The organism is Rhodoferax sp. ZS1R8, assembly GCF_056521325.1.
In genome coordinates this window covers 959,908-979,008 of sequence record NZ_JBWMBA010000001.1, presented here as the reverse complement: position 1 = coordinate 979,008, position 19,101 = coordinate 959,908, and the positions used below count along the sequence as shown (strand labels likewise).

16 protein-coding genes are annotated in these 19,101 nt (G+C 63.9%); 10 read left to right on the top strand and 6 right to left on the bottom strand.

Annotated features, from left to right (window positions below):
* Positions 1 to 12: 12 nt before the first annotated feature.
* The 4 genes from AC097P_RS04610 to AC097P_RS04595 form a co-directional block, all read right to left on the bottom strand.
* Complete coding sequence (locus tag AC097P_RS04610) at positions 13 to 1,662, bottom strand: polyamine aminopropyltransferase (RefSeq protein ID WP_479609180.1); 1,650 nt, start codon at positions 1,660 to 1,662, stop codon at positions 13 to 15.
* Positions 1,663 to 1,881 carry a DUF350 domain-containing protein gene (locus AC097P_RS04605; RefSeq protein ID WP_295778186.1) on the bottom strand — a complete coding sequence of 73 codons (219 nt, stop codon included), beginning with the start codon at positions 1,879 to 1,881 and terminating at the stop codon, positions 1,663 to 1,665.
* A gap of 35 nt (positions 1,882 to 1,916) precedes the next feature.
* A complete protein-coding gene (locus AC097P_RS04600) occupies positions 1,917 to 3,419 on the bottom strand; it encodes a DUF4178 domain-containing protein (protein WP_479609179.1) in 1,503 nt (500 codons plus the stop codon).
* A 367-nt stretch (positions 3,420 to 3,786) separates the two neighbouring features.
* Positions 3,787 to 4,833 carry an SPFH domain-containing protein gene (locus AC097P_RS04595; RefSeq protein WP_479609178.1) on the bottom strand — a complete coding sequence of 349 codons (1,047 nt, stop codon included), beginning with the start codon at positions 4,831 to 4,833 and terminating at the stop codon, positions 3,787 to 3,789.
* Positions 4,834 to 4,937: 104 nt separating this feature from the next.
* Here AC097P_RS04595 and AC097P_RS04590 point away from each other — a divergent pair, with 104 nt between their 5' ends.
* The 3 genes from AC097P_RS04590 to AC097P_RS04580 all read left to right on the top strand — a co-directional run bounded on the left by AC097P_RS04590 (position 4,938) and on the right by AC097P_RS04580 (position 10,158).
* Entirely contained in the window at positions 4,938 to 6,059 is a 1,122-nt protein-coding gene (locus AC097P_RS04590) for an NADH:flavin oxidoreductase/NADH oxidase (protein ID WP_479609177.1), read from the top strand.
* A gap of 206 nt (positions 6,060 to 6,265) precedes the next feature.
* The gene (locus AC097P_RS04585; RefSeq protein ID WP_479609176.1) at positions 6,266 to 7,018 is read left to right on the top strand and encodes an NF038120 family PEP-CTERM protein; all 753 of its coding nucleotides are present in this window, start codon (positions 6,266 to 6,268) and stop codon (positions 7,016 to 7,018) included.
* Positions 7,015 to 10,158, top strand: coding sequence for a S8 family serine peptidase (locus AC097P_RS04580; RefSeq protein ID WP_479609175.1), 3,144 nt, complete (start codon positions 7,015 to 7,017; stop codon positions 10,156 to 10,158). Before AC097P_RS04585 ends, AC097P_RS04580 begins: the two co-directional genes overlap by 4 nt.
* 130 nt (positions 10,159 to 10,288) lie before the next feature.
* Here AC097P_RS04580 and AC097P_RS04575 read toward each other — a convergent pair whose 3' ends face one another.
* On the bottom strand, positions 10,289 to 10,726 hold the full coding sequence (locus AC097P_RS04575) for a hypothetical protein (RefSeq protein ID WP_479609174.1): 438 nt from the start codon (positions 10,724 to 10,726) through the stop codon (positions 10,289 to 10,291).
* Between the two features lie 98 nt (positions 10,727 to 10,824).
* Positions 10,825 to 11,715 carry a DMT family transporter gene (locus tag AC097P_RS04570; RefSeq protein ID WP_479609173.1) on the bottom strand — a complete coding sequence of 297 codons (891 nt, stop codon included), beginning with the start codon at positions 11,713 to 11,715 and terminating at the stop codon, positions 10,825 to 10,827.
* 65 nt (positions 11,716 to 11,780) lie between these two features.
* Here AC097P_RS04570 and AC097P_RS04565 point away from each other — a divergent pair, with 65 nt between their 5' ends.
* Genes AC097P_RS04565 through AC097P_RS04535 form a run of 7 tightly spaced genes read left to right on the top strand, consistent with a single transcriptional unit; the run spans position 11,781 to position 19,081 of the window.
* Entirely contained in the window at positions 11,781 to 12,737 is a 957-nt protein-coding gene (locus tag AC097P_RS04565; RefSeq protein ID WP_479609172.1) for a LysR family transcriptional regulator, read from the top strand.
* A complete protein-coding gene (locus AC097P_RS04560; protein WP_479609171.1) occupies positions 12,734 to 13,561 on the top strand; it encodes a nucleotidyltransferase family protein in 828 nt (275 codons plus the stop codon). Before AC097P_RS04565 ends, AC097P_RS04560 begins: the two co-directional genes overlap by 4 nt.
* A gap of 30 nt (positions 13,562 to 13,591) precedes the next feature.
* Positions 13,592 to 14,308 (top strand): c-type cytochrome, encoded by a 717-nt coding sequence (locus AC097P_RS04555; RefSeq protein ID WP_479609170.1) that lies wholly within the window; start codon positions 13,592 to 13,594, stop codon positions 14,306 to 14,308.
* Between the two features lie 15 nt (positions 14,309 to 14,323).
* Complete coding sequence (locus AC097P_RS04550; RefSeq protein ID WP_479609169.1) at positions 14,324 to 15,631, top strand: c-type cytochrome; 1,308 nt, start codon at positions 14,324 to 14,326, stop codon at positions 15,629 to 15,631.
* 38 nt (positions 15,632 to 15,669) lie between these two features.
* On the top strand, positions 15,670 to 16,398 hold the full coding sequence (locus tag AC097P_RS04545; protein ID WP_479609168.1) for a phytanoyl-CoA dioxygenase family protein: 729 nt from the start codon (positions 15,670 to 15,672) through the stop codon (positions 16,396 to 16,398).
* Between the two features lie 36 nt (positions 16,399 to 16,434).
* On the top strand, positions 16,435 to 18,459 hold the full coding sequence (locus tag AC097P_RS04540) for a sensor histidine kinase (protein ID WP_479609167.1): 2,025 nt from the start codon (positions 16,435 to 16,437) through the stop codon (positions 18,457 to 18,459).
* Positions 18,416 to 19,081, top strand: coding sequence for a response regulator transcription factor (locus AC097P_RS04535; RefSeq protein WP_479609166.1), 666 nt, complete (start codon positions 18,416 to 18,418; stop codon positions 19,079 to 19,081). The genes AC097P_RS04540 and AC097P_RS04535 overlap by 44 nt, the downstream gene beginning before the upstream one ends.
* The last annotated feature ends 20 nt before the right edge of the window (positions 19,082 to 19,101 follow it).

Genomic DNA, 19,101 nt, shown 5'->3' with positions numbered 1-19,101 from the left:
CTTCGGACGCGACTACTGCGCCACGCGCCCCCACTCCTGCTCGTAGGTCGTCACCAATACCTGGTTCGACAACCGGTTTATCTCGGCCGGCACACGCGCCATGTCTTTCGGAAAGTCGAACAACAGCGGCAGGGTATTCAAGCCCAGATAACGCAAGCCCTCGGGCAAGCTGGCCGGCATGTGCCAGGGCCGGTGGCTGGCGATGATGTAGCCCCACTCACCAAAGCTTGGCACGTTGGCGTGGTAAGGCGTAGCGTGCAAACCCACTGATTCAATTGTGGTGGCAACGGTCCAGAAACTCTGGCGCGCCACCAAGGGTGACGTGGTCTGTATCACCGCAAAACCACTGGCCGACAAACGCTGGGACAGCAGCGAATAGAAGCTGTTGGTGTAGAGCTTGCCGATAGAGAAGTTGGTAGGGTCGGGGAAGTCCACGATGATGACATCGAACACTTCCTGCTCGGCCAGCGAGGCCCCCATGCTCCCCTCTGCGCGTGGTTCGCTGCCCCCGGCGGGGGCGCTTACACCTTGGGGCGGCCCGGCGGTGCTCGGCTCATCTTTCCCCTGCAACCACTGGAACGCATCCGTGTTGACGATGCGCAGCTTGGGTGAGCTGAGTGACCCGGCGTTGAGCTTGGCCATGGCCGGGTCCTTGGCGAACAGGCCGGTCATGTTCGGGTCCAGCTCGACCAGGGTCACGCTTTCCACGCTGGGGTATTTGAGGATTTCGCGCACGGCCATGCCGTCGCCACCACCCAGCACGGCCACCTTGCGCGGCGCGCCAAAGGCGGACATGGCGGGGTGGACCAGGGCCTCGTGGTAGCGGTATTCGTCGCGTTCGGCAAACTGCAGGTTGCCGTTCAGGAACAGCTTGTGCCCGGTGCGGCCGTTGGTGACGACGATGCGCTGGTAGGACGATGTGGCGGCCAGCACGATGCGGTCGTGGTAGAACTTGTCTTCGGCCAACGTGGTGATGTGGTCAGCGACCGCAAAGCCTGCGCCCAGTGCCGCGACCGACACCACGCAGGCTGTTGTGTGGGCTGCGAAATGCCGCAGCTCGTGGCGGAACACCCACAACGTCCAGAATGCCACCGCAGCATTCAGCAACCCAAACAACAGGCCGGTGCGTATAAGACCCAGCTGCGGCACCAGCAGCAGCGGGAACGCCACCGACACGGCCAGCGCGCCCAGGTAATCGAACGTCAGCACCTGCGACACCAAATCTTTGAGCGCCACCTCGCGCTTGAGGATGCGCATGACCAGCGGGATCTCCAGCCCCACCAGGATGCCGACCACGCCGACCATGGCATACAGCAAGAAGCGGAAGGCGCCCGGCATGTACGCGTTGGACAAAAACAGCAGGCCGGGCATGCAGCCGCCCGCCAGGGCCACCATCAGCTCGATGCGCAAGAAGTGCGCGGGCAACTGGCGGTCAAAAAAGCGCGACAACCATGAGCCCACGCCCATCGCAAACAGATAGCAGCCGATAACGGTGGAGAACTGCAGGACCGAGTCGCCCAGCAGGTAAGAGGCCAGCGCACCGGCGGCCAGCTCGTACACCAGGCCGCAAGCCGCCACGACAAATACGCTGGCGAGCAGCGTGACTTCCAGGGGTCTGGGTGCGCCCCGTGCGGGCGCCTCTATCGAATCCGACAAATCCAATTAATGAATAGCTGCTGCGATGATCACGCAAATGCCCAGACTCATGGAGGCTACGACCAGCGCCAGAGCCACGTTTTGCTTCTCGACAATCTCGCCCCACAAATCGTAAGGCGTGATCTTGTCGATGATGATGAAGCACAGCCAAAAGATGATCACGCCCATCAGTGCGAACACCAGGGAGCTGAGCACGACGCCCGGTTTTATCATTTCAAAGCCCATGGGACTCTCCTATCAATATATAAAAATGGGATGCGTCACTTGTGACCTCCTCCGCCTGAAGACCCGCCAAACGAACCACCCGAACTGCGCGAGCTGGATGACGAAGAACAGTTCTCTACCTGGGGGTTGCAGCTGGAGCAGGTGCTGAGCAGGGACAGCAGTATCAGCGTGACGACAACGATCACGATGATGGTGCCTATGCCTATGCTCTTCGCGGCGCTGAACGGTGCGACATCGCGCTTGAGCAGGTCTTGCTTGCTTTCCAGCTTGAAGGCCTTGGCCACGACTTCGCTAGCGATCTGGTCTCCGCTGGACCATACCACCTCGGTCGGGGTTTTCTCCATGGAGAGCATGCGTTTGCCGTTGGAGAAATCCTTGTTCTCGGTCTTCTGGCCGCGCTGCACCTGCCAATAGAACTCGCCACAGACGTAATTGGTCTCAGCGGTATAGCTGTACTTCAGCGGGTAGTTCGTGCCCATGTAGGTGGCGCTACGCGCCTCCGAGCTGGACATGGTGGGCGCACCGGTGGTGGGGCGCACCAGGCTCCAACCTTCTTCAGAATCCACCAAAAAACTGAAGCCTCGCTTTTGGTTGTAGAGCAGGTATTCGCTCCAGCCAAAGTGTTCGTCATCGCCCGGCGCCACACCCATGCGGTGCTGGAAACCCACCACCTGCCACAGCACGCCCTGCAGCTGGCCGGTGCTGCCCAGCGGGATCAGCGGCTGCACCGGCTCGTCTTGTATGGCGGACTTGAGCTCGCCACCTAGCCCCGAGCTGAGGTCGATAACGCTGTTGCAACTGCCGCACGTGATGCTCTTGCTGGTGGCCAGCGCAACGGTGACCGGTGCGCCGCAATGCGGGCAATTGAATACACGGGCTTTTTCTTCTTTGGACGATTCGTCCTTCAGCCCCTTGAGCTCCAGATCGTCCAGCAGCACGGCCGTGCCTTGCGACACAGTAGGCGGTGTGCCGGTGTAGTCGATGCTGATGACTTCGCCGGCCGCACTGCGCAGTTCGACCACATCAAAGGGTTGGCCCAGCGGCGGCAGTTTGGGCAGCTCGCCCTGGGCACTGATCAGCACGGCCGATGCATTGCTTGCTACGCTGAAAGGCTTGCCGTTGACGCCCACCTGGTTGCCCACCACATAGCGGTCGGCCGGCGGCATATTGCGCTGCTGGGTGTTGGGCTGGGTGAAGACGTAGGCGCCGTTGTCTTCGGCCAGCCAGCCGGACGTGCCGTCGTCAAACATCGCATTCCACTCGGCCCAGGTGCCATCGGCAGTCTTGTACTGCAGGCGCCCTATCAGCGTGAAATTGCGTTTCTGGTACTTGCCGGTGGCAAACAGTTGCAGCGGGCTGTGGTCGTCAAACAGCTCGGCCATCTTGCCGATGCGGGCCAGCACATCACCATTGCGCACCACCGTGCTCTGGCAGTAGCCGCAGACGGCGTGTGTGGATTGTGCGGAGCGGAACTCTACCGGGGCGCCGCAGCCGGGGCAGGGGGCGGAGTAGCGGCGTTGGGTGGGTTCGGTGGCCATGTTGTGGTTTTGGGGGCCTGTTGGCTAGAGCCGTACTGGGGGGATTTTGCTCTGCGGGGCTTCCTCACCTCCCCCCTCACACCCCCCGCCCTCTCTCGCCCCCACCGGGGCGAAAGAGGGAGCTGAACAGCCATATTTGGCCGCGTATGCAAACAAGGGGGAGTGCACGTGCCGTTTAGCGTTGAAGCCGGTGGCCGCGCCGCACATGACCCCACGCCAATTGGCGCGTGTACGTGCCACCTTCAAAGACAAGGCCAAATATGGCTGTTCAGCTCCCCTTTCCGCCCTGGCGAGGGTGGAAAGGGGCGGGGGGGATAGGGGGTGGTGTGAGGAAGCCCCGCAGGGAATCAAAGCCACGGGCTAACCACTAGGCTAGCTTCTTCAACAACTCCGCCTTCTTGGCGTCAAACTCTTCGGCCGTCAGGATGCCCTTGGCCTTCAGATCCCCCAGCTTCTCCAGCGTGGCGATGATGTCATTGGGGTTGATAGTCGCGGCCGCTTGCACCGCTGCGGCCTGCGCAGCAGCTTGTGGATTGCCTTGCAAACCGGCTTGCAGGTTTTGCGCCAGCACCTGGCCCAGCGCCACACCGGCACCCAGGCCCATGGCATCGCCAGCCACACCGCCACCACCGCCGCCGCCTTCGGCAAATTTGGGAATGGCTTGTGCGGTCTGGTATTGCATGAACTTGCCCATGTCGTTGCCGACCATGCCCATGCCGATCTTCTGGTCCAGGATCTTTTGCAGCTCTTCGGGCAGCGAGACACTTTGCACCGTCATGTTCTCGAGCCTTAGGCCCAACTTGGCCATCTCGGGGTCGAGCGTGGTGCGCAGCGCTTTGGCAAACTCGATCTGGTTGGAGGCCAGATCCAGGAAGGGGATGCCGCTGGCGGCTATGGCGGTGCTGATGTTTTGCAACACCAGGCCGCGCAACTGGCCGTCCAGTTCGGACACCGTGTATTCCTCACGGGTGCCAGAGATTTCGGTGTGGAACAGCTTGGGGTCGGTGACGCGGAAGGCGTAGTTACCAAAGGCGCGGATGCGCACGGCGCCAAAGTCCTTGTCGCGGATCGTGATGGGCTGGGGCGTGCCCCACTTCTGGTCGATCTGTTGGCGTGTGCTGAAGAAGTACACATCGCTCTTGAAGGGGGACTCAAACAGCTTGTCCCAGTTCTTCAAATAGGTCAGTACCGGCAGGGTCTGCGTGGTGAGCTTGTAGGTGCCGGGGCCAAAGACGTCGGCCACTTTGCCTTCATTGACGAAGATGGCCATTTGCGACTCGCGTACGGTAAGCGAGCCGCCGTTCTGGATTTCCATGTCCCGCATAGGAAAGCGCCACGCCAACGTGCCATCGCCCTCTTCGGTCCACTGGATGATGTCTATGAACTGTTTCTTGATGAAATCCATAAGAGCCATGGTGAGGACCTCCTTCTATACGGTTAACACAGAACCGGCCGCAATGATACACAGCAAGTAACCCTATGTGTCGCCCCAAATGTTGTGTGGACTATGCTGACGACATGAGCCTACTCTTCACCCCTTACACCCTACCATCGCCCCGCGGCGGCCTGCCGCTGGCCAACAGAATCGTCGTCGCGCCCATGTGCCAATATGCCGCCGACAACGGCGAAACCACCGACTGGCATTTGGTGCACTGGGCCAATCTGCTCAATAGCGGCGCCGCACTCTTTACTATCGAAGCCACTGCTGTGGTGCCTGAAGGCCGCATCACCCCGGCCTGCCTGGGCCTGTGGGATGACCGCACCGAGGCAGCGCTGGCAGACACCCTGCAACGCGCCCGCAAACTGGCCCCGCCGGTGCCGGTGTGCATACAACTGGCGCACGCCGGGCGCAAGGCATCCAGCGCCTTGCCGTGGAAGGGCGCGCAATTGCTGTCCAGCGCGCAAGGGGGCTGGGAAACCTTTGGTCCATCGGCCCTGCCGCAGCTGGCCACCGAACCTCCGCCTACCGAAATGACACGCGCGCATATGGACCACGTGCGCAACGCCTTTGTCCAGGCGGCGCAGCGGGCCGACCGCTTGGGGATCGAAGCCATAGAACTGCATGGTGCCCACGGCTATCTGATCCATGAGTTTCTATCTCCCATTGCCAATCAGCGGACCGACGAATACGGCGGCAGCTTTGACAACCGCATCCGCTTCCCGCTGGAAATCTTTGCCGCAATGCGCGCTGCCTACACCGGCGTCCTGGGCATACGCATCTCGGCCAGCGACTGGGTCGAGGGTGCTTGGGACGTGACCCAGAGCGCCGAGTTCGCGAAGCGCATCAAGGCGCTGGGCTGCGACTTCATCCACGTGTCGTCCGGTGGCGTGTCGCCCGCGCAAAAGATCGCGCTGGGGGCCGGCTACCAGGTGCCATTTGCACGCGATATTCGCAGTGCCAGCGGCCTGCCCACCATTGCCGTGGGGCTGATCACCGATGCGCACCAGGCCGAGTCCGTGCTGCAGTCCGCAGAGGCAGACTTGGTGGCGCTGGCCCGCGCCTTTTTGTATGAGCCGCGCTGGGGTTGGCATGCAGCCGCGGCACTGGGCGGCGAGGTGACGGCGAGAGAGAACTACTGGCGCAGCCTGCCGCGTGAGGCGCAGGCCGTGTTTGGAAAGGTGTCAGTGGGCGTGCGATAGCGCACAGACGCCGACCTTGGGTTTAAATTGTTACAAGTCAGAAACACTTTATTGCGAATTGCTTACTGGTACTTACCCTCGATTTGACCCCTAAATTGCGGGGCGGTGGTTACTATGCGCCTTCGCCGCTGGAAACCGCCCGTTCGACGACCGTTGGACATGCCATTTCATGCGGCATTTTCTTTTACCAAAGTAAAGGTTTTCCCATGAAACATGTTTTCCGTCGCGTGGTCGCCGTTGCGGCCGTAGCCCTAAGTGCCAGCGCCGCCCAGGCTACGCTGATTGACTTTGAACAGCCGGTCAGCAGCCCGACCGCCCCATTTGCACCTTTTCTGACGCATGGAGATGAGTTCCTGCAAGGCAGCTACCATTTCACTCCGTTTTCCAACGCCGCCAACGCCCAGTTTGGCGATCTGGTGGGCGCCATCATCAATGGCGGCGATTTGTCGATGTGCGCAGGCGTCGTGTGCCCGAGCAACAACCCAACCACGTTTTTTGGCGCGCTCAACGATGGTGTAGTTGCCTTCGATCGCACAGATGGTCAATCTTTCAATGTGAGCAGCTTTGACGCCAGTTTCATCGGAGCCTCCGGTGCAACACTGCCCCCGGTCAGCGGCTTGCTGCGCCTGCAGGGCTTCACAAGTTCTGGCACTTCATTGAGCCAAACCTTCCAGCTGGCCGGCCCTAATTCCTCCGGCGCTTTGGGATTTAGCAGTTACCACACAACAGGCAGCTTCGCCGCCACCCAGTTCGAAAGGGTGTACGCGTTTGGTTTTGCCTGCAGTACCGATGGAACCTGCAACGCTTTCAAGAGCGATAGAGGCCAGTTTGCGCTGGACAACATCAGCGTGAGTGCCGTACCCGAAGCTGAAACCTCTGCCATGTTCCTGCTGGGCCTGCTGTCCGTCGGCGCCGCCGTTCGCCGCCGTCGCCAATCGATGGCACAAGGAAGCGTATGACCCGGACCACTACAACACAACGACTGACACCTTTGGCCACGCTGGCGCTGCTGGCCGGCCTGTCCACCGCGGCCTTTGCGCAAAGCCGCGCCACCTACATCGTGCAACTCGCTGCTGAGCCCGTGGCCAGCTACACCGGCACCGTGCCGGGTTACAGCGCCACCTTGCCTGCACCCGGCACACGCCTGAACAGCCGCTCGGCCGCAGTCCTGGCATACAAAGGCTATCTGGACGCGCAGCAAACCACGGTTGCATCGCTGGTCGCGGGCGCGCCCATCGTCGCGCGCTACTCCACGGTGTACAACGGCTTCGCCGCCCGCCTGACGCCTGCGGAAGTGCAGGCCCTCAAATCCAGCCCGCTGGTGGTTGAGGTATTTGCCGACGAGGCTCGCAAGCTGGAAACCATTTCCACTCCCGCCTTTCTGGGCCTGAGCACGCCCGGCGGCGTGTGGTCGCAGACCGTTGCCGGCAAGCCCCTCAAGGGTGAGGACATCATCATCGGCGTCATCGACGGTGGTATCTGGCCCGAAAGCCCCTCTTATGCTGACCGTGTCAACGGCAGCACACCGGTCTTTGGCACAGGCACGCTGGCCTACGGCCCACCACCAGCAGGATGGAACGGCAGCTGTGTGGGCGGCGAAGGCTTCAACCCGGCCATCCATTGCAACAACAAGCTGATCGGTGCCCAATATTTCAACGCCGGTTTCCTGGCGTCTGGCAGTACCAAGCACTGGACCGAGTTTTACTCCCCGCGTGATTCGGTGGCAGGCGCTACCGGCCATGGCGGGCACGGCTCGCACACATCGTCTACCGCTGGTGGTAACAGCGGCGCGCCGGTGACCCTGGGTGGCAACAACGTGGGCACGGCCTCCGGCATTGCACCGCGCGCGCGCATTGCAGCCTACAAGGTCTGCTACACCTATGTGAACCCCACGGCCGAAGACGGCACAGGCAGCCAAAACTCCTGCTTCAACTCCGACAGCGTGGCGGCCATCGACAAGGCAGTAGCGGATGGCGTGCATGTCATCAACTACTCCATCAGCGGCAACCAGACCAGCGTCAACGATCCGGTAGAGCAGGCCTTCCTGCGCGCCGCCAATGCGGGCGTTTTTATTGCTGCATCGGCCGGCAATAGCGGCCCTGCACAGGCAGTAGCCCACGTCAGCCCCTGGTTGACCACGGTTGCAGCCTCCACGCATGACCGCGCACTGGCGGCCAAGGCAACCTTGGGCAATGGCACGGTCTACACCGGTGCATCCTTCAACGCCGTTGCGCTGCCAGCCAAGCCGGTCATCCGCGCGGAAGACGCCGGCCTGCCCGGTGCCGACCCGACCCAGCTGCGCCTGTGTTTCCTAACCCCTGCCGTGCTGGACCCCGTCAAGGTGACCGGTAAGGTCGTTGTCTGTACCCGCGGTACCAATCCGCGTACCGACAAGAGCGCTGCCGTCAAGGCCGCGGGCGGCCTCGGCATGGTGCTGGCAGACAACGGCGCCGGTCTGGTGGCCGATGTGCACAGCGTACCTACCGTGCACGTCAACGCCGCGGACGGTGCAGCCATCAAGGCGTATGCCCAGGCGGGTGGCGGCACGGTGGCCATTGGCACCTACTACAACGCAGGACAAGCAGCCCCTGTGATGGCCGGCTTCTCGTCACGCGGACCCAATGCCGGGGACTCCAATATGCTCAAGCCCGACCTCACGGCCCCGGGCGTGGACATCATTGCCACGGTAACCCCAGGCCTGACCAATGCGGAGCGCGATGCAGTCGCCAACGGTACGCTGGTGCCGCCATCGGAGTGGTCTTCTTACCAGGGCACCTCCATGTCCAGCCCCCATGTGGCTGGCCTGGGCGCGCTGCTGAAGCAGGCGCACCCCACCTGGTCGCCCGCAGCGATCAAATCGGCGCTGATGACTACCGCGATGTCGACACTGAACGACAACTTGCCGGGTGAACAGAATGGTTTGCTGCCCTGGTCCCAGGGTGCCGGCCATGTGGTGCCCAACAAGGCGCTGGATCCTGGCCTGGTTTATGACAATGGCAAGGTCGAATTCATCCGCTACCAGTGCAATGTCAACAAACCCGCGGTCACACCCGCATCCGACTGCACGACCTACGGCACGCTGGACCAGACCTACAACTTCAACCTGCCCAGCATCACCGTTGGCGCAGTGGTTGGCAACACGGTTGTAACCCGCAAGGTGACCAACGTGGGTTCGGGTACCGCCACCTACACGGCTACGGCATCGGTGCCGGGCTTTGCAGTTGTGGTGACGCCATCAACGCTGACGCTGGCACCGGGCGAGACCAAGAGCTTCACGGTGACACTGACCGGCGCTGGTGTTGCAGACGGTCAATGGGCCTACGGCTCGTTGACCTGGAGCGACGGCGCACACGTGGTCCGCAGCCCGGTCACCGCACGCACCGGCAAAACCATCCAGGCTCCCAGCTCGATTACCGCCACAACGCCGTCGGGCAATCGCCTGATCACGCTGACGACCAACTTCAATGGCCGACCCGGTTACAACAAGGGCGGCATGAAAGCCGTGACCATGGGTTCCCCCGCCAGCCTGGTGCCGGGTGCGCCGTCCGCCGCAACGTTGAAAGCTGCCTGCATTGCTGGCGCCGACACTGCATCCATCAAGGTCTATCCGTTCGCTCTACCTGCCGACACCATCGTGGCGCGCTTTGAGACGCGCGATGCCGACGTGGGTACTGTTGGCGACGACAACGACCTGATCATCGTGTCGCCTTCTGGCGAAGCGGTGTACTCGGGCAATGACGGTTCCAACGAAGCCGTGCAGTGGGTCAACCCCACACCCGGTACCTACAAGGTCTGCGTGGGCGCGTACGGTGGTGCAGCAGCCATGACGCACCGCCTGTCCAGCTGGGTGGTGACCGCGGCCGATGCTTCCAGCAGCCTGAACGTACTGCTGCCAAGCACGGTGTATGCCGGTAGCACAGCTACCGCGGGCTTGTCGTGGTCGGGTCTGGCATCCGGTGGACGCTACGTCGGTGGCGTGCAATTCAAGGACGCCAGTGGAAACGTACAAGCGGCAACCGTGTTGCGTGTGAACACGGACGGCAGTGCGCCCCTGGCCTTTACTGAAAAGACTGTTGCTACCAAGAAGCTGCGCCAGTAAACGCTAAGTGTTGAGCCCCGCGCAGGTGGGGCCATTTGAATCGGGCTGCAGACGCAAGTTTGCAGCCCTTTTTCTATTGTGCGGATGGATTGTGCTGGGGACTATCGACCCTGGTGGTCAGTCGTTGCCGTCAGTCATTACCGTTGGGGCTCTTCTTCAACACGCAGCGTTGGGCCTGGCATACCGCACCCGGGTCGGCAATGTATTGGCAGGTGGAAGCCATGCCAGAGCGGGCTTGGCGGTCGCGTTGCAGCGCCGCTAACTGGTCCGCCAGGCTCTTCAGACTTTCGCCCTTTTCGCCACCTGTTTGCGTGGACCACGCCCGCCAGGCTGCGGGACCGCCGCAGGCCCGGGCGCCTATGCCCACCGTGCGGCACTGGGCGTCTGAGGTGCACGGTGCTTCGCCTAGGGATGCTTCGATTTTTGCCATGACGGCTACTTCGGCTGCCTGCCCGTCCGCCGGTGCACCGGCCTGGTTGGGCCCAGGTGCTGCAGCTGTGCAAGCGGCCATTCCCAGCAACGTGCAAAGAATCAGGGCATAGCGGCAGACTAGGGGTGGGCGGTGCATGGTGGAATCCTTTTCGTACGGGTGTCGGCAAATACTTTGGCACAGTATGCGCCGAGTACATTTCCCGCACAGCCAACCGTGCAAACTTCCCCTCTGGCTCAGCGGCGCCGCGCACTGGTCCATAAGGCTGCCAAAACAATCTGTCCACCCCCCACCCAACCCATCAGCCCCAGGCTTTCGCCCAGCCACAGCACGGCAAACATTGCACCGAAGGCGGGCTCGCTGCTGGTCAGCAAGGCAACGCGACTGGGCGCGCTGTGTTTGAGCGCCCAGTTCTGCGCGAAAAATGCAAACACCGTACAGCCCAGCACCAGGTAGACCGTGGCCTGCCAAAACGCGGCATCGGTAGGAAGCGCCGGCAGACCGCCGGGTATCGCAATGGCCAGTACCAGGCTGCCAAAACCGATGACACCAGCCTGCACCGCCGTCAACGCCAGCGCGGGTGCAGTGCTGCCCTGGGTCAGCTTGCTGGTCTGGCACACGGTGATGGCACGCAGCACGGCGGCGGCCAGCATCAGCGCATCGCCCCAACCCATGGTGCCGACCAGTCCACCGCTGAGCAGTGCCGCACCCAGCAGCGACACAGCGGCAAAGACCCACACCGCGCGCTCGGGCTTGCTGCGCAGCATCCACCACTCGACAAAGGGTGTGAACACGACGCACAGGCTGATCAAAAACGCGGCATTGCTGGCCTGGGTCAACGCCACGCCAAAGGTCTCGCTGATGAAGATGCACAGCATCAGCAGGCCCAGCGGCCATCCGGTGCGCAGGGCGTCCCGCAACTGCGGCCGCTGCAGCCGCAGCAGCGTCGGCAACAGCAACACAAAAGTCAGGATAAAGCGCACCGCCAGAAAACCCAGCACCGGGTAATAGGCCAGCGCGCCTTTGGCAACGCCGTAGCTGGTCCCCCAGACGATGGCCACGGCCAGCAGCATCAGGTCCGACAGGCGCAGCAGGTGCTTGGGTGGAGCAAGGGGCAAGGTGTTCATACCCTCATTGTTTATTTAATCCCCGTTGCTGATAATCTAGTAGTACAGAACAGCACTTGTGCGACATGAGCATCAATAACCCGTTGGATAGCCTGCCAGATATGGCCGTGTTCGCCCGCGTCGTAGACGCCGGCAGCTTCTCGGCCGCCGCGCGCCAATTAGGACTGACACCGTCTGCGGTCAGCCGCCAGGTCGCGCGGCTGGAGGGCGTGCTGCGCGTACGCCTGCTGGAGCGCACCACGCGCAAGCTGCGCCTGACCGAGGCCGGCACCGCCGCATACGACCGCTGCCAGTCGCTATGGACCGCCGCGCGTGAGGTACTGGCGCTGAGCGACACCCACACCGCCGTACCGCGCGGGCTGGTGCGCATCAGTATGGCCAAGGCGGTGGGCCGCCAGCTGATCCACCCGCTGATGCCAGGCTTTCTGCGCGCTTACCCCGAGGTGGATGTGCAATTGGTCATTACCGACCGCACGGTAGATTTGTTTGAAGACGGCATAGACCTGGCGATACGCGCCACCGACAGCCCGCCCCCAGGCCTGGCCGGGCGCCCGCTGATGCAACTGCACCATCTGGTCTGCGCCAGCCCCGTCTACCTGGCCGCGCGCGGCACGCCCGCCCAACCGCGTGACCTGGCGCAGCACAGCTGCCTCTACCTGGGCGAGGACGAACGCGACCGCAATTGGCGTTTTCGCAAGGACGGCGCAGCGACCAGCGTACGTGTCAGCGGCCGCTATGTGGCCAACCACAGCGAGGTGCGGCTAGAGGGCGCGCTGGAAGGTTTCGGCATCGCCAGCCTGCCCGAGTTCGCCGCACGCGCCCACCTGCAGAGCGGCGCACTGGTGCAGGTGCTGCAGGAGTGGGAGCACCAGACCGACTACGCCGGCACCGCATGGCTGCTGTACCCGCCAAACCGCTTTTTGGCGGCCAAGCTGCGGGTGTGGATCGACTACGTGGTGGAGCATTTCGCAAGCAACCCGGCGGGCCCTATTACGGCGTCAGGGCAAAATCAAAACCAATGACTTCGCACAACACCACCTCCGCCATGCTGCTGGCCGCCGGCCGCGGCGAGCGCATGCGCCCGCTGACCGACCATACACCCAAGCCCTTGCTACCCGTGCAGGGCAAGCCCCTGATGCAGTGGCACTTGGAGGCGCTGGCGCGTGGCGGATTTGACCGCGTGGTCGTCAACACGGCCTGGCTGGGTGAGCAGATTGCAGACAAATATCCAAGCGTTTTCAGCCTGGAGCCCTCGTCGGACGTGCGTAAGCAGCTATTAAATCAGGAGCAAACTACACGGTCAGTGTCCATCCACTATTCGCACGAGGGCCGTGATTTTGGCGGCGCGCTGGAGACTACGGGCGGCATCGCGCGCGCCTTGCCACTGCTGTGCCCGGCGCAGGCCAATGGCGTGTTCTGGGTACTGGCCGGCGACGTATTCGCGCCCGACTTTGCATTCCACCAGGCCGATGTGGACCGCTTCATCTCCAGCGGCAAGCTGGCGCACCTGTGGCTGGTGCCCAACCCCGAACACAACCCGAAAGGCGACTTTGGCCTCGTGCCCGCGCCCGGCAATACGCAGGGCGTGGGGCTGGCCCTGAACCTGCCAGCCGACGACCCACAGCCCCGCTACACCTACAGCACCATCGGTCTGTACCGCGCCGCACTGTTTGCGCGGCCCTGGTGCGATATACCTTCGGGCAACCCGCAGGGTGTCAAGGGGGCGCTGGTGCACCTGCTGCGCGCGGGCATGGCGCAGCAGCGCATCACCGCCCAGCTCTACACCGGCCGCTGGACCGATGTCGGCACGCCGCAGCGCCTGGCGCAACTCAACATGCCCGCTTGACCAACCGGCGACCCCCCGATGCCCAAGTTGATGAACACTGCAGTGCGTGCGTTGCTGCTGGCTGCCACGCTGCTGGGGTCTGCGGTGCAGGCGGCCGAACCGGTGCCACCGCCAACCCGTACCGTGCCGGACACTATCGCCCAGCGCGTCATGGCCTGCACCGTCTGCCACGGCAAGGAGGGGCGGGCGACGAATGCCGGCTACTTCCCGCGCATTGCCGGCAAGCCTGCCGCTTACCTGTACAACCAGTTGCGCAACTTCCGCGACGGCCGGCGCACCAACGCCGCGATGACGCACCTGGTCGGTCACCTGTCCGACGCCTACCTGCGCGAAATGGCCGACTACTTCGCCAGCCTGGACCTGCCCTACCCACCACCACAAACCGCCAACGCACCGGCCGCCGTGCTGGCACAAGCCCAAACGCTGGTGCAACACGGTGATGCCCAGCGCAAGCTGCCCGCCTGCACGCAATGCCATGGCAGCGCGATGACTGGCGTGCTGCCTGCCTTCCCCGGCCTGCTGGGGCTGCCACGCGACTACCTCATTAGCCAGCTTGGTGCGTGGCAGACCGACACGCGCCACGCCGCCGCGCCCGACTGCATGGGCCAGATCGCCAAGCGCCTGACCGTGGACGAGGTCAGCGCCATTGCTATCTGGTTGTCGTCACAGCCACTGCCGGCCCAGACGCACGCGGTGGCAGCCGGCACCACACGGCTGCCGGTAGACTGCGGCAGTGGCCTGCAGTAGGAGTGGGTGCCAGCCATGAACGACGACGCCTCCAACGCAACGCCGCCGAAACTGATGCGTATGTGGATCCGCCGCCTGCTGGCATTGCTGTTGATCATGCTGGCAATGGCAGTCCTTGTCGCCTGGCTCAATGTGCGCGGCGAAGCGGCCATCGACGACAGCGCCGCAGCACCCTTCACCGCGACACCCCAACAGATCGCCGATGGTGCCACCATTTCCCGCGCCGGCAACTGCGCCGCCTGCCACACCGCCCGAGGCGGGCCTGACTACGCCGGTGGCCTGGGTATTGCCACACCCTTTGGCACGGTTTACACCAGCAACCTGACGCCCGATGCAGACACCGGCCTGGGCCGCTGGACACCGGCCACGTTCTGGCGCGCCATGCACCACGGGCGCTCGGCCGATGGCCGCTTGCTGTACCCGGTGTTTCCCTACACCAGCTACACCCAGGTCAGCCGTGCCGATAGCGACGCGCTGTTCGCTTATCTGCGCAGCCTGCCGGCCGTGCAGCAAGCCAACCGGCCGCACGCGCTGGCGTTTCCCTACAGCAGCCAGGTCGCGCTAGCCGTGTGGCGGGCCCTGTTCTTCCGTGCCACGGAGTTCGTGCCCTACCCCACACAGTCGGCGCAATGGAACCGCGGCGCCTACCTGGTGCGGGGCCTGGGTCACTGCGCCGCCTGCCATGCCGAGCGCAATGTGCTGGGCGCCAGCAGCGGCGCGCAAGCACTGCAGGGCGGCGTGATACCGATGCAGCACTGGTACGCACCGTCGCTGGCATCCACCCGCGAAGCCAGCGTGGCCCAATGGAGCACATCCCAGATTGTGGCGCTACTAAAGAACGGCACGTCGGACCACGGCAGCGTCATGGGCCCGATGGCCGACGTCGTGTTCGGCAGCACGCAGCACCTGCCGGATGCTGACCTGCAGGCCATGGCCGTCTTCCTGAAAGCCCTGCCGCAGCAAACCCCGGCAGCACGGGTGGCCCAGGCCCCGGAGGCATTGCAGTTCACAACCGGCCGGAAGGTCTACAAGGAACACTGCGCCAGCTGCCACGGCGAGCAGGGCGAGGGCGCGCGCGGCGCCTACCCGGCGCTGGCCGCCAACCGCGTCGTGACCATGGACCAACCCACCAACCTGGTGCAGATCGTGCTGCACGGCGGCTACCCACCCGCCACCGCCGGCAACCCGCGCCCCTACGGCATGCCCCCGTTCCAGCAGACACTGGACGGCCCGCAGATCGCCGCCGTGCTGACCTACATCCGCCACGCCTGGGGCCACACGGCCAGCGCTGTAACACCGCTGCAGGTCATACAGAACCAGTGAATCGGGCTGTAGCCCTCGTGCAGAAAGCGTAAGCAGCTATGAAAGATGTAGCAACTCTCAAACCTGACATGCACTGTGTCGATGCAGACCAGTCGGCTTCCCAACAGCTGGCAGAGCAGGGTTTTGCAGTTGTTCACCCGGTGCTGACGGTAGCGGAATGTGATGCGTTGGCGCAGCGCATCGTAGGCAGCGCTTGTGCATCGGCTGGCACACGAAGTCTGCTGCAGCACGAATGGTGCCGCGCATTGGCGGTACGGCTGCGCCAGCATCCGGTGTTGGCACCGTTGCTGGCCCGGGAACTGGTCGCCGTGCAGTGCACGTATTTCGAAAAGTCTTCCACCCGCAATTGGCTGGTACCGGTACACCAGGACGTCAGCATCCCGGTGGCGCGGTATGTGGATCACCCCTGCCTGGGGCCCTGGTCCGAGAAAGAAGGCGCGACGTTTGTGCAGCCCCCGGTCGAGCTTTTGGAGCAACTCATAGCTGTGCGCGTACATATCGATGCCTGCACGGCCCACGACGGGCCACTACGCGTAATTCCGGGCTCTCACCGCGCGGGCAAAGTGGATGCGCAAGCGGCCGTTGCGGCTCGCCAAGGGCAGTCTGAGCAGGTATGCACCGTAGCCCAGGGTGGTGCGATGCTGATGCGCCCGCTGCTGCTGCACGCATCGTCCAAAGCGACCGGCACCAGCCAGCGGCGGGTACTGCACTTTTTGTTCGGACCGGCCAGCTTGCCGCTGGGCCTGGCCTGGCGGGACGCGGTATAGGTGTGCCGCAGTGGTGGGCTTCAGTAGACTCCCCCCATGTCCACCCCCGCCATCGCCCACTACGCGCACCACGTGCCAGTGCCGCCATCGGCCGGGCTGTCGCGGTGGAGCCGGTTCCTGTGGGAGGCGCCGCTGCTGCTGTCCATCCTCTTCACCGCCCTGGTCGTGGCGTGGGCGCAAGAGAACGACACACTGGAGCGCGCGGCGCTGCGCCAATCCGTGATGGCGGACACGCTGAGCCTGGAGGCGCAGTTGGCCGCGCGTTTGGAGACCGAGACCGTCAACCTGCGCGCCGCGGCCACGCACCTGCCGCCGGCAGGTAGCGACCCCAACCGCCAGCTCGCCAACGTGCCCGAAATCGCGGCCGGCCTGGACCGGCGCTGGCTGAGTGTGATCTGGCTGGATGCGAACATGCGCATCGTGGCCGAGGCCAGCCGCGAGCAGCTACCCGCCGCCCAGGTGCAGCCGCAGACCCAGGGCATCACGCTGCACCTGATTGCCCCCACAAGCGACCAACGCCGCCCGCAGACCGGGCAACTGATCGCGCGCTATGACCCGGCCGATTTCATCCAGAGCAAGGACTTCTGGTGGCTGGCCGCGCAGTACGAAGTGCAGCTGCTGTCCGGCCTGGGCCAGGTGATCGTGTCCACCGAAAGCCCGGGCCGCGTGGCCCGTGGCGAGACCTATGAGACACCGTTCAAGGCGATACCCGATGCACGGCTGCGGCTGACACAGCGCGTGCGCCAGCCGCACTGGTTCACGACGCTGCCGGTGGTGCTGATGGCGGGTTTTCTGGTGCTGATTGCCATTGCGACGCTGCTGCTGCGCCGCCAGATGCTCCAGGTGACGCGGGCTGAAGCGGCGTGGCGCGGTGAGGCCGCATGGCGCCAGTCGCTGGAAGAGTCTGCGTTGGTGGGCCTGCGCGCCCGCGACATGCAGGGCCGGCTGATGTTTGCCAACCGTACCTTTTGCGAGATGGTCGGCTATTCGGTCGAAGAACTGACCGCCCACGGCCCTGCGTTTGATGAACTGGTGCAGGCCCAGCACGACACGACCGGCCACGCCCCAGAACGCGTGGGGCATGAGACCCGCTGGCGCCACCGCGACGGGCGCATGGTCGATGTCATGGTGTTCGAGTCCCCGCTGGTGGACGGCGCAGGCCGGCAGGTCGGCTGGATGGGCTCCATCGTCGACGTGACGGAGCGCAAGCGGCTGGGCGAACTGGAGCGCCGCCAACGCGAGGTGCTGGCCAACCATGCGCGCCTGTCCACGCTGGGTGAGGTGGCATCGACACTGGCCCACGAACTGAACCAGCCGCTGACCAGCATCGTCAGCTACAGCGCTGGCATTGCCAAGGCGCTGGAGAAGCAACCCGGCACGCAGCCCGATCTGCTGCACGCGGCACAGGCCCTGTCGCGCCATGCGTCTACGGCCGGCGGCATCGTGCACCGCATCCGTTCCCGGCTGGCACGCCGCGAGCTGGTGCTGGAGCCTTGCGACATCAACCCCGTGGTGTCCGACGCGGTGACGCTGCTGCAACTGGAGCTCAAGCGCACCGGCGTCAGCGTGACGGTGGAACTGGACGCATCACTGCCGCCAGTGCGCATGGACCGCATCGGCATCGAGCAGGTCATCACAAACCTGCTGCGCAACGCCTGCGATGCGATGGCCCACAACACCGCTGCGCAGCCCCGCACCCTGCAGCTGCGAACGGCGCTCATCACCACGCCGCCACTGGGCCGCGACGCCGGCTGGATCACGGTGTCGGTCACCGACAGCGGCCCCGGCCTGGACGGGCGCGATACCGAGACGCTGACCGAGGCCTTTTTCTCAACGAAGAAAGAGGGCACGGGCCTGGGGCTGGCGATTTGCCGCTCCATACTCGAATCGCATGGCGGCGTATTGCACGCCGAAGATGCTGCCAGCGGCGGCGCATGCTTCAGCTTTTCACTGCCACCAGACACGGCCGTGGCGACGACGACAACAAAAAAAGACGCGACAACCGCGACACCTCACCATGACGACAACGGAACCCCCGACCATCACCATCTACCTGTGTGACGACGACGAGGGCGTGCGCTCGTCCATCGCCTTTTTGCTGCGCCAGCACGACCTGCACGTGGTTACCTATGCCAGCGGCCCCGAATTGCTGGCCGCATTGGATAGCGCCCATGGTGCGCCGCGTGGCATCGTCATACTGGATGTGCGCATGGAGCCGTTGTCGGGCCTGCAGGTGCACGACGCGCTGATCGCCAGCGACCTGGGCAACCGCATGCCGGTGCTGTTTCTCAGCGGCCATGGCGATATTCCGATGGCGGTGGGTGCCATGGCCAAGGGCGCGTTCAGCTTTGTCGAAAAGCCCTATGCCGACGACGCGCTGGTGCAGCTGATACACAGGGCGCTGGAGCTGGAGGTGAAGTGGCATGCGCGCATGGCACGTATCGATGCGCTGCGCCAGCTGATCGAGGGTCTGTCACGCCAACAGGTGCGGCTGATGCCATTGGTGGCAGCGGGTGAGCTGAACAAGACCATCGCCTGGAAGATGGAGCTCAGCGTGCGCACGGTGGAGGAGCACCGGCGCAAGATTTTTGACCGGCTCAATGTGCACTCGGCCGCCGAGCTGGCCACACTGCTCGCAGAGGCAAAAAACGCGGGTATTGCAATCCCCTCAGGTGAGGTGTAGCCCCCACGCTCCACCGCTGC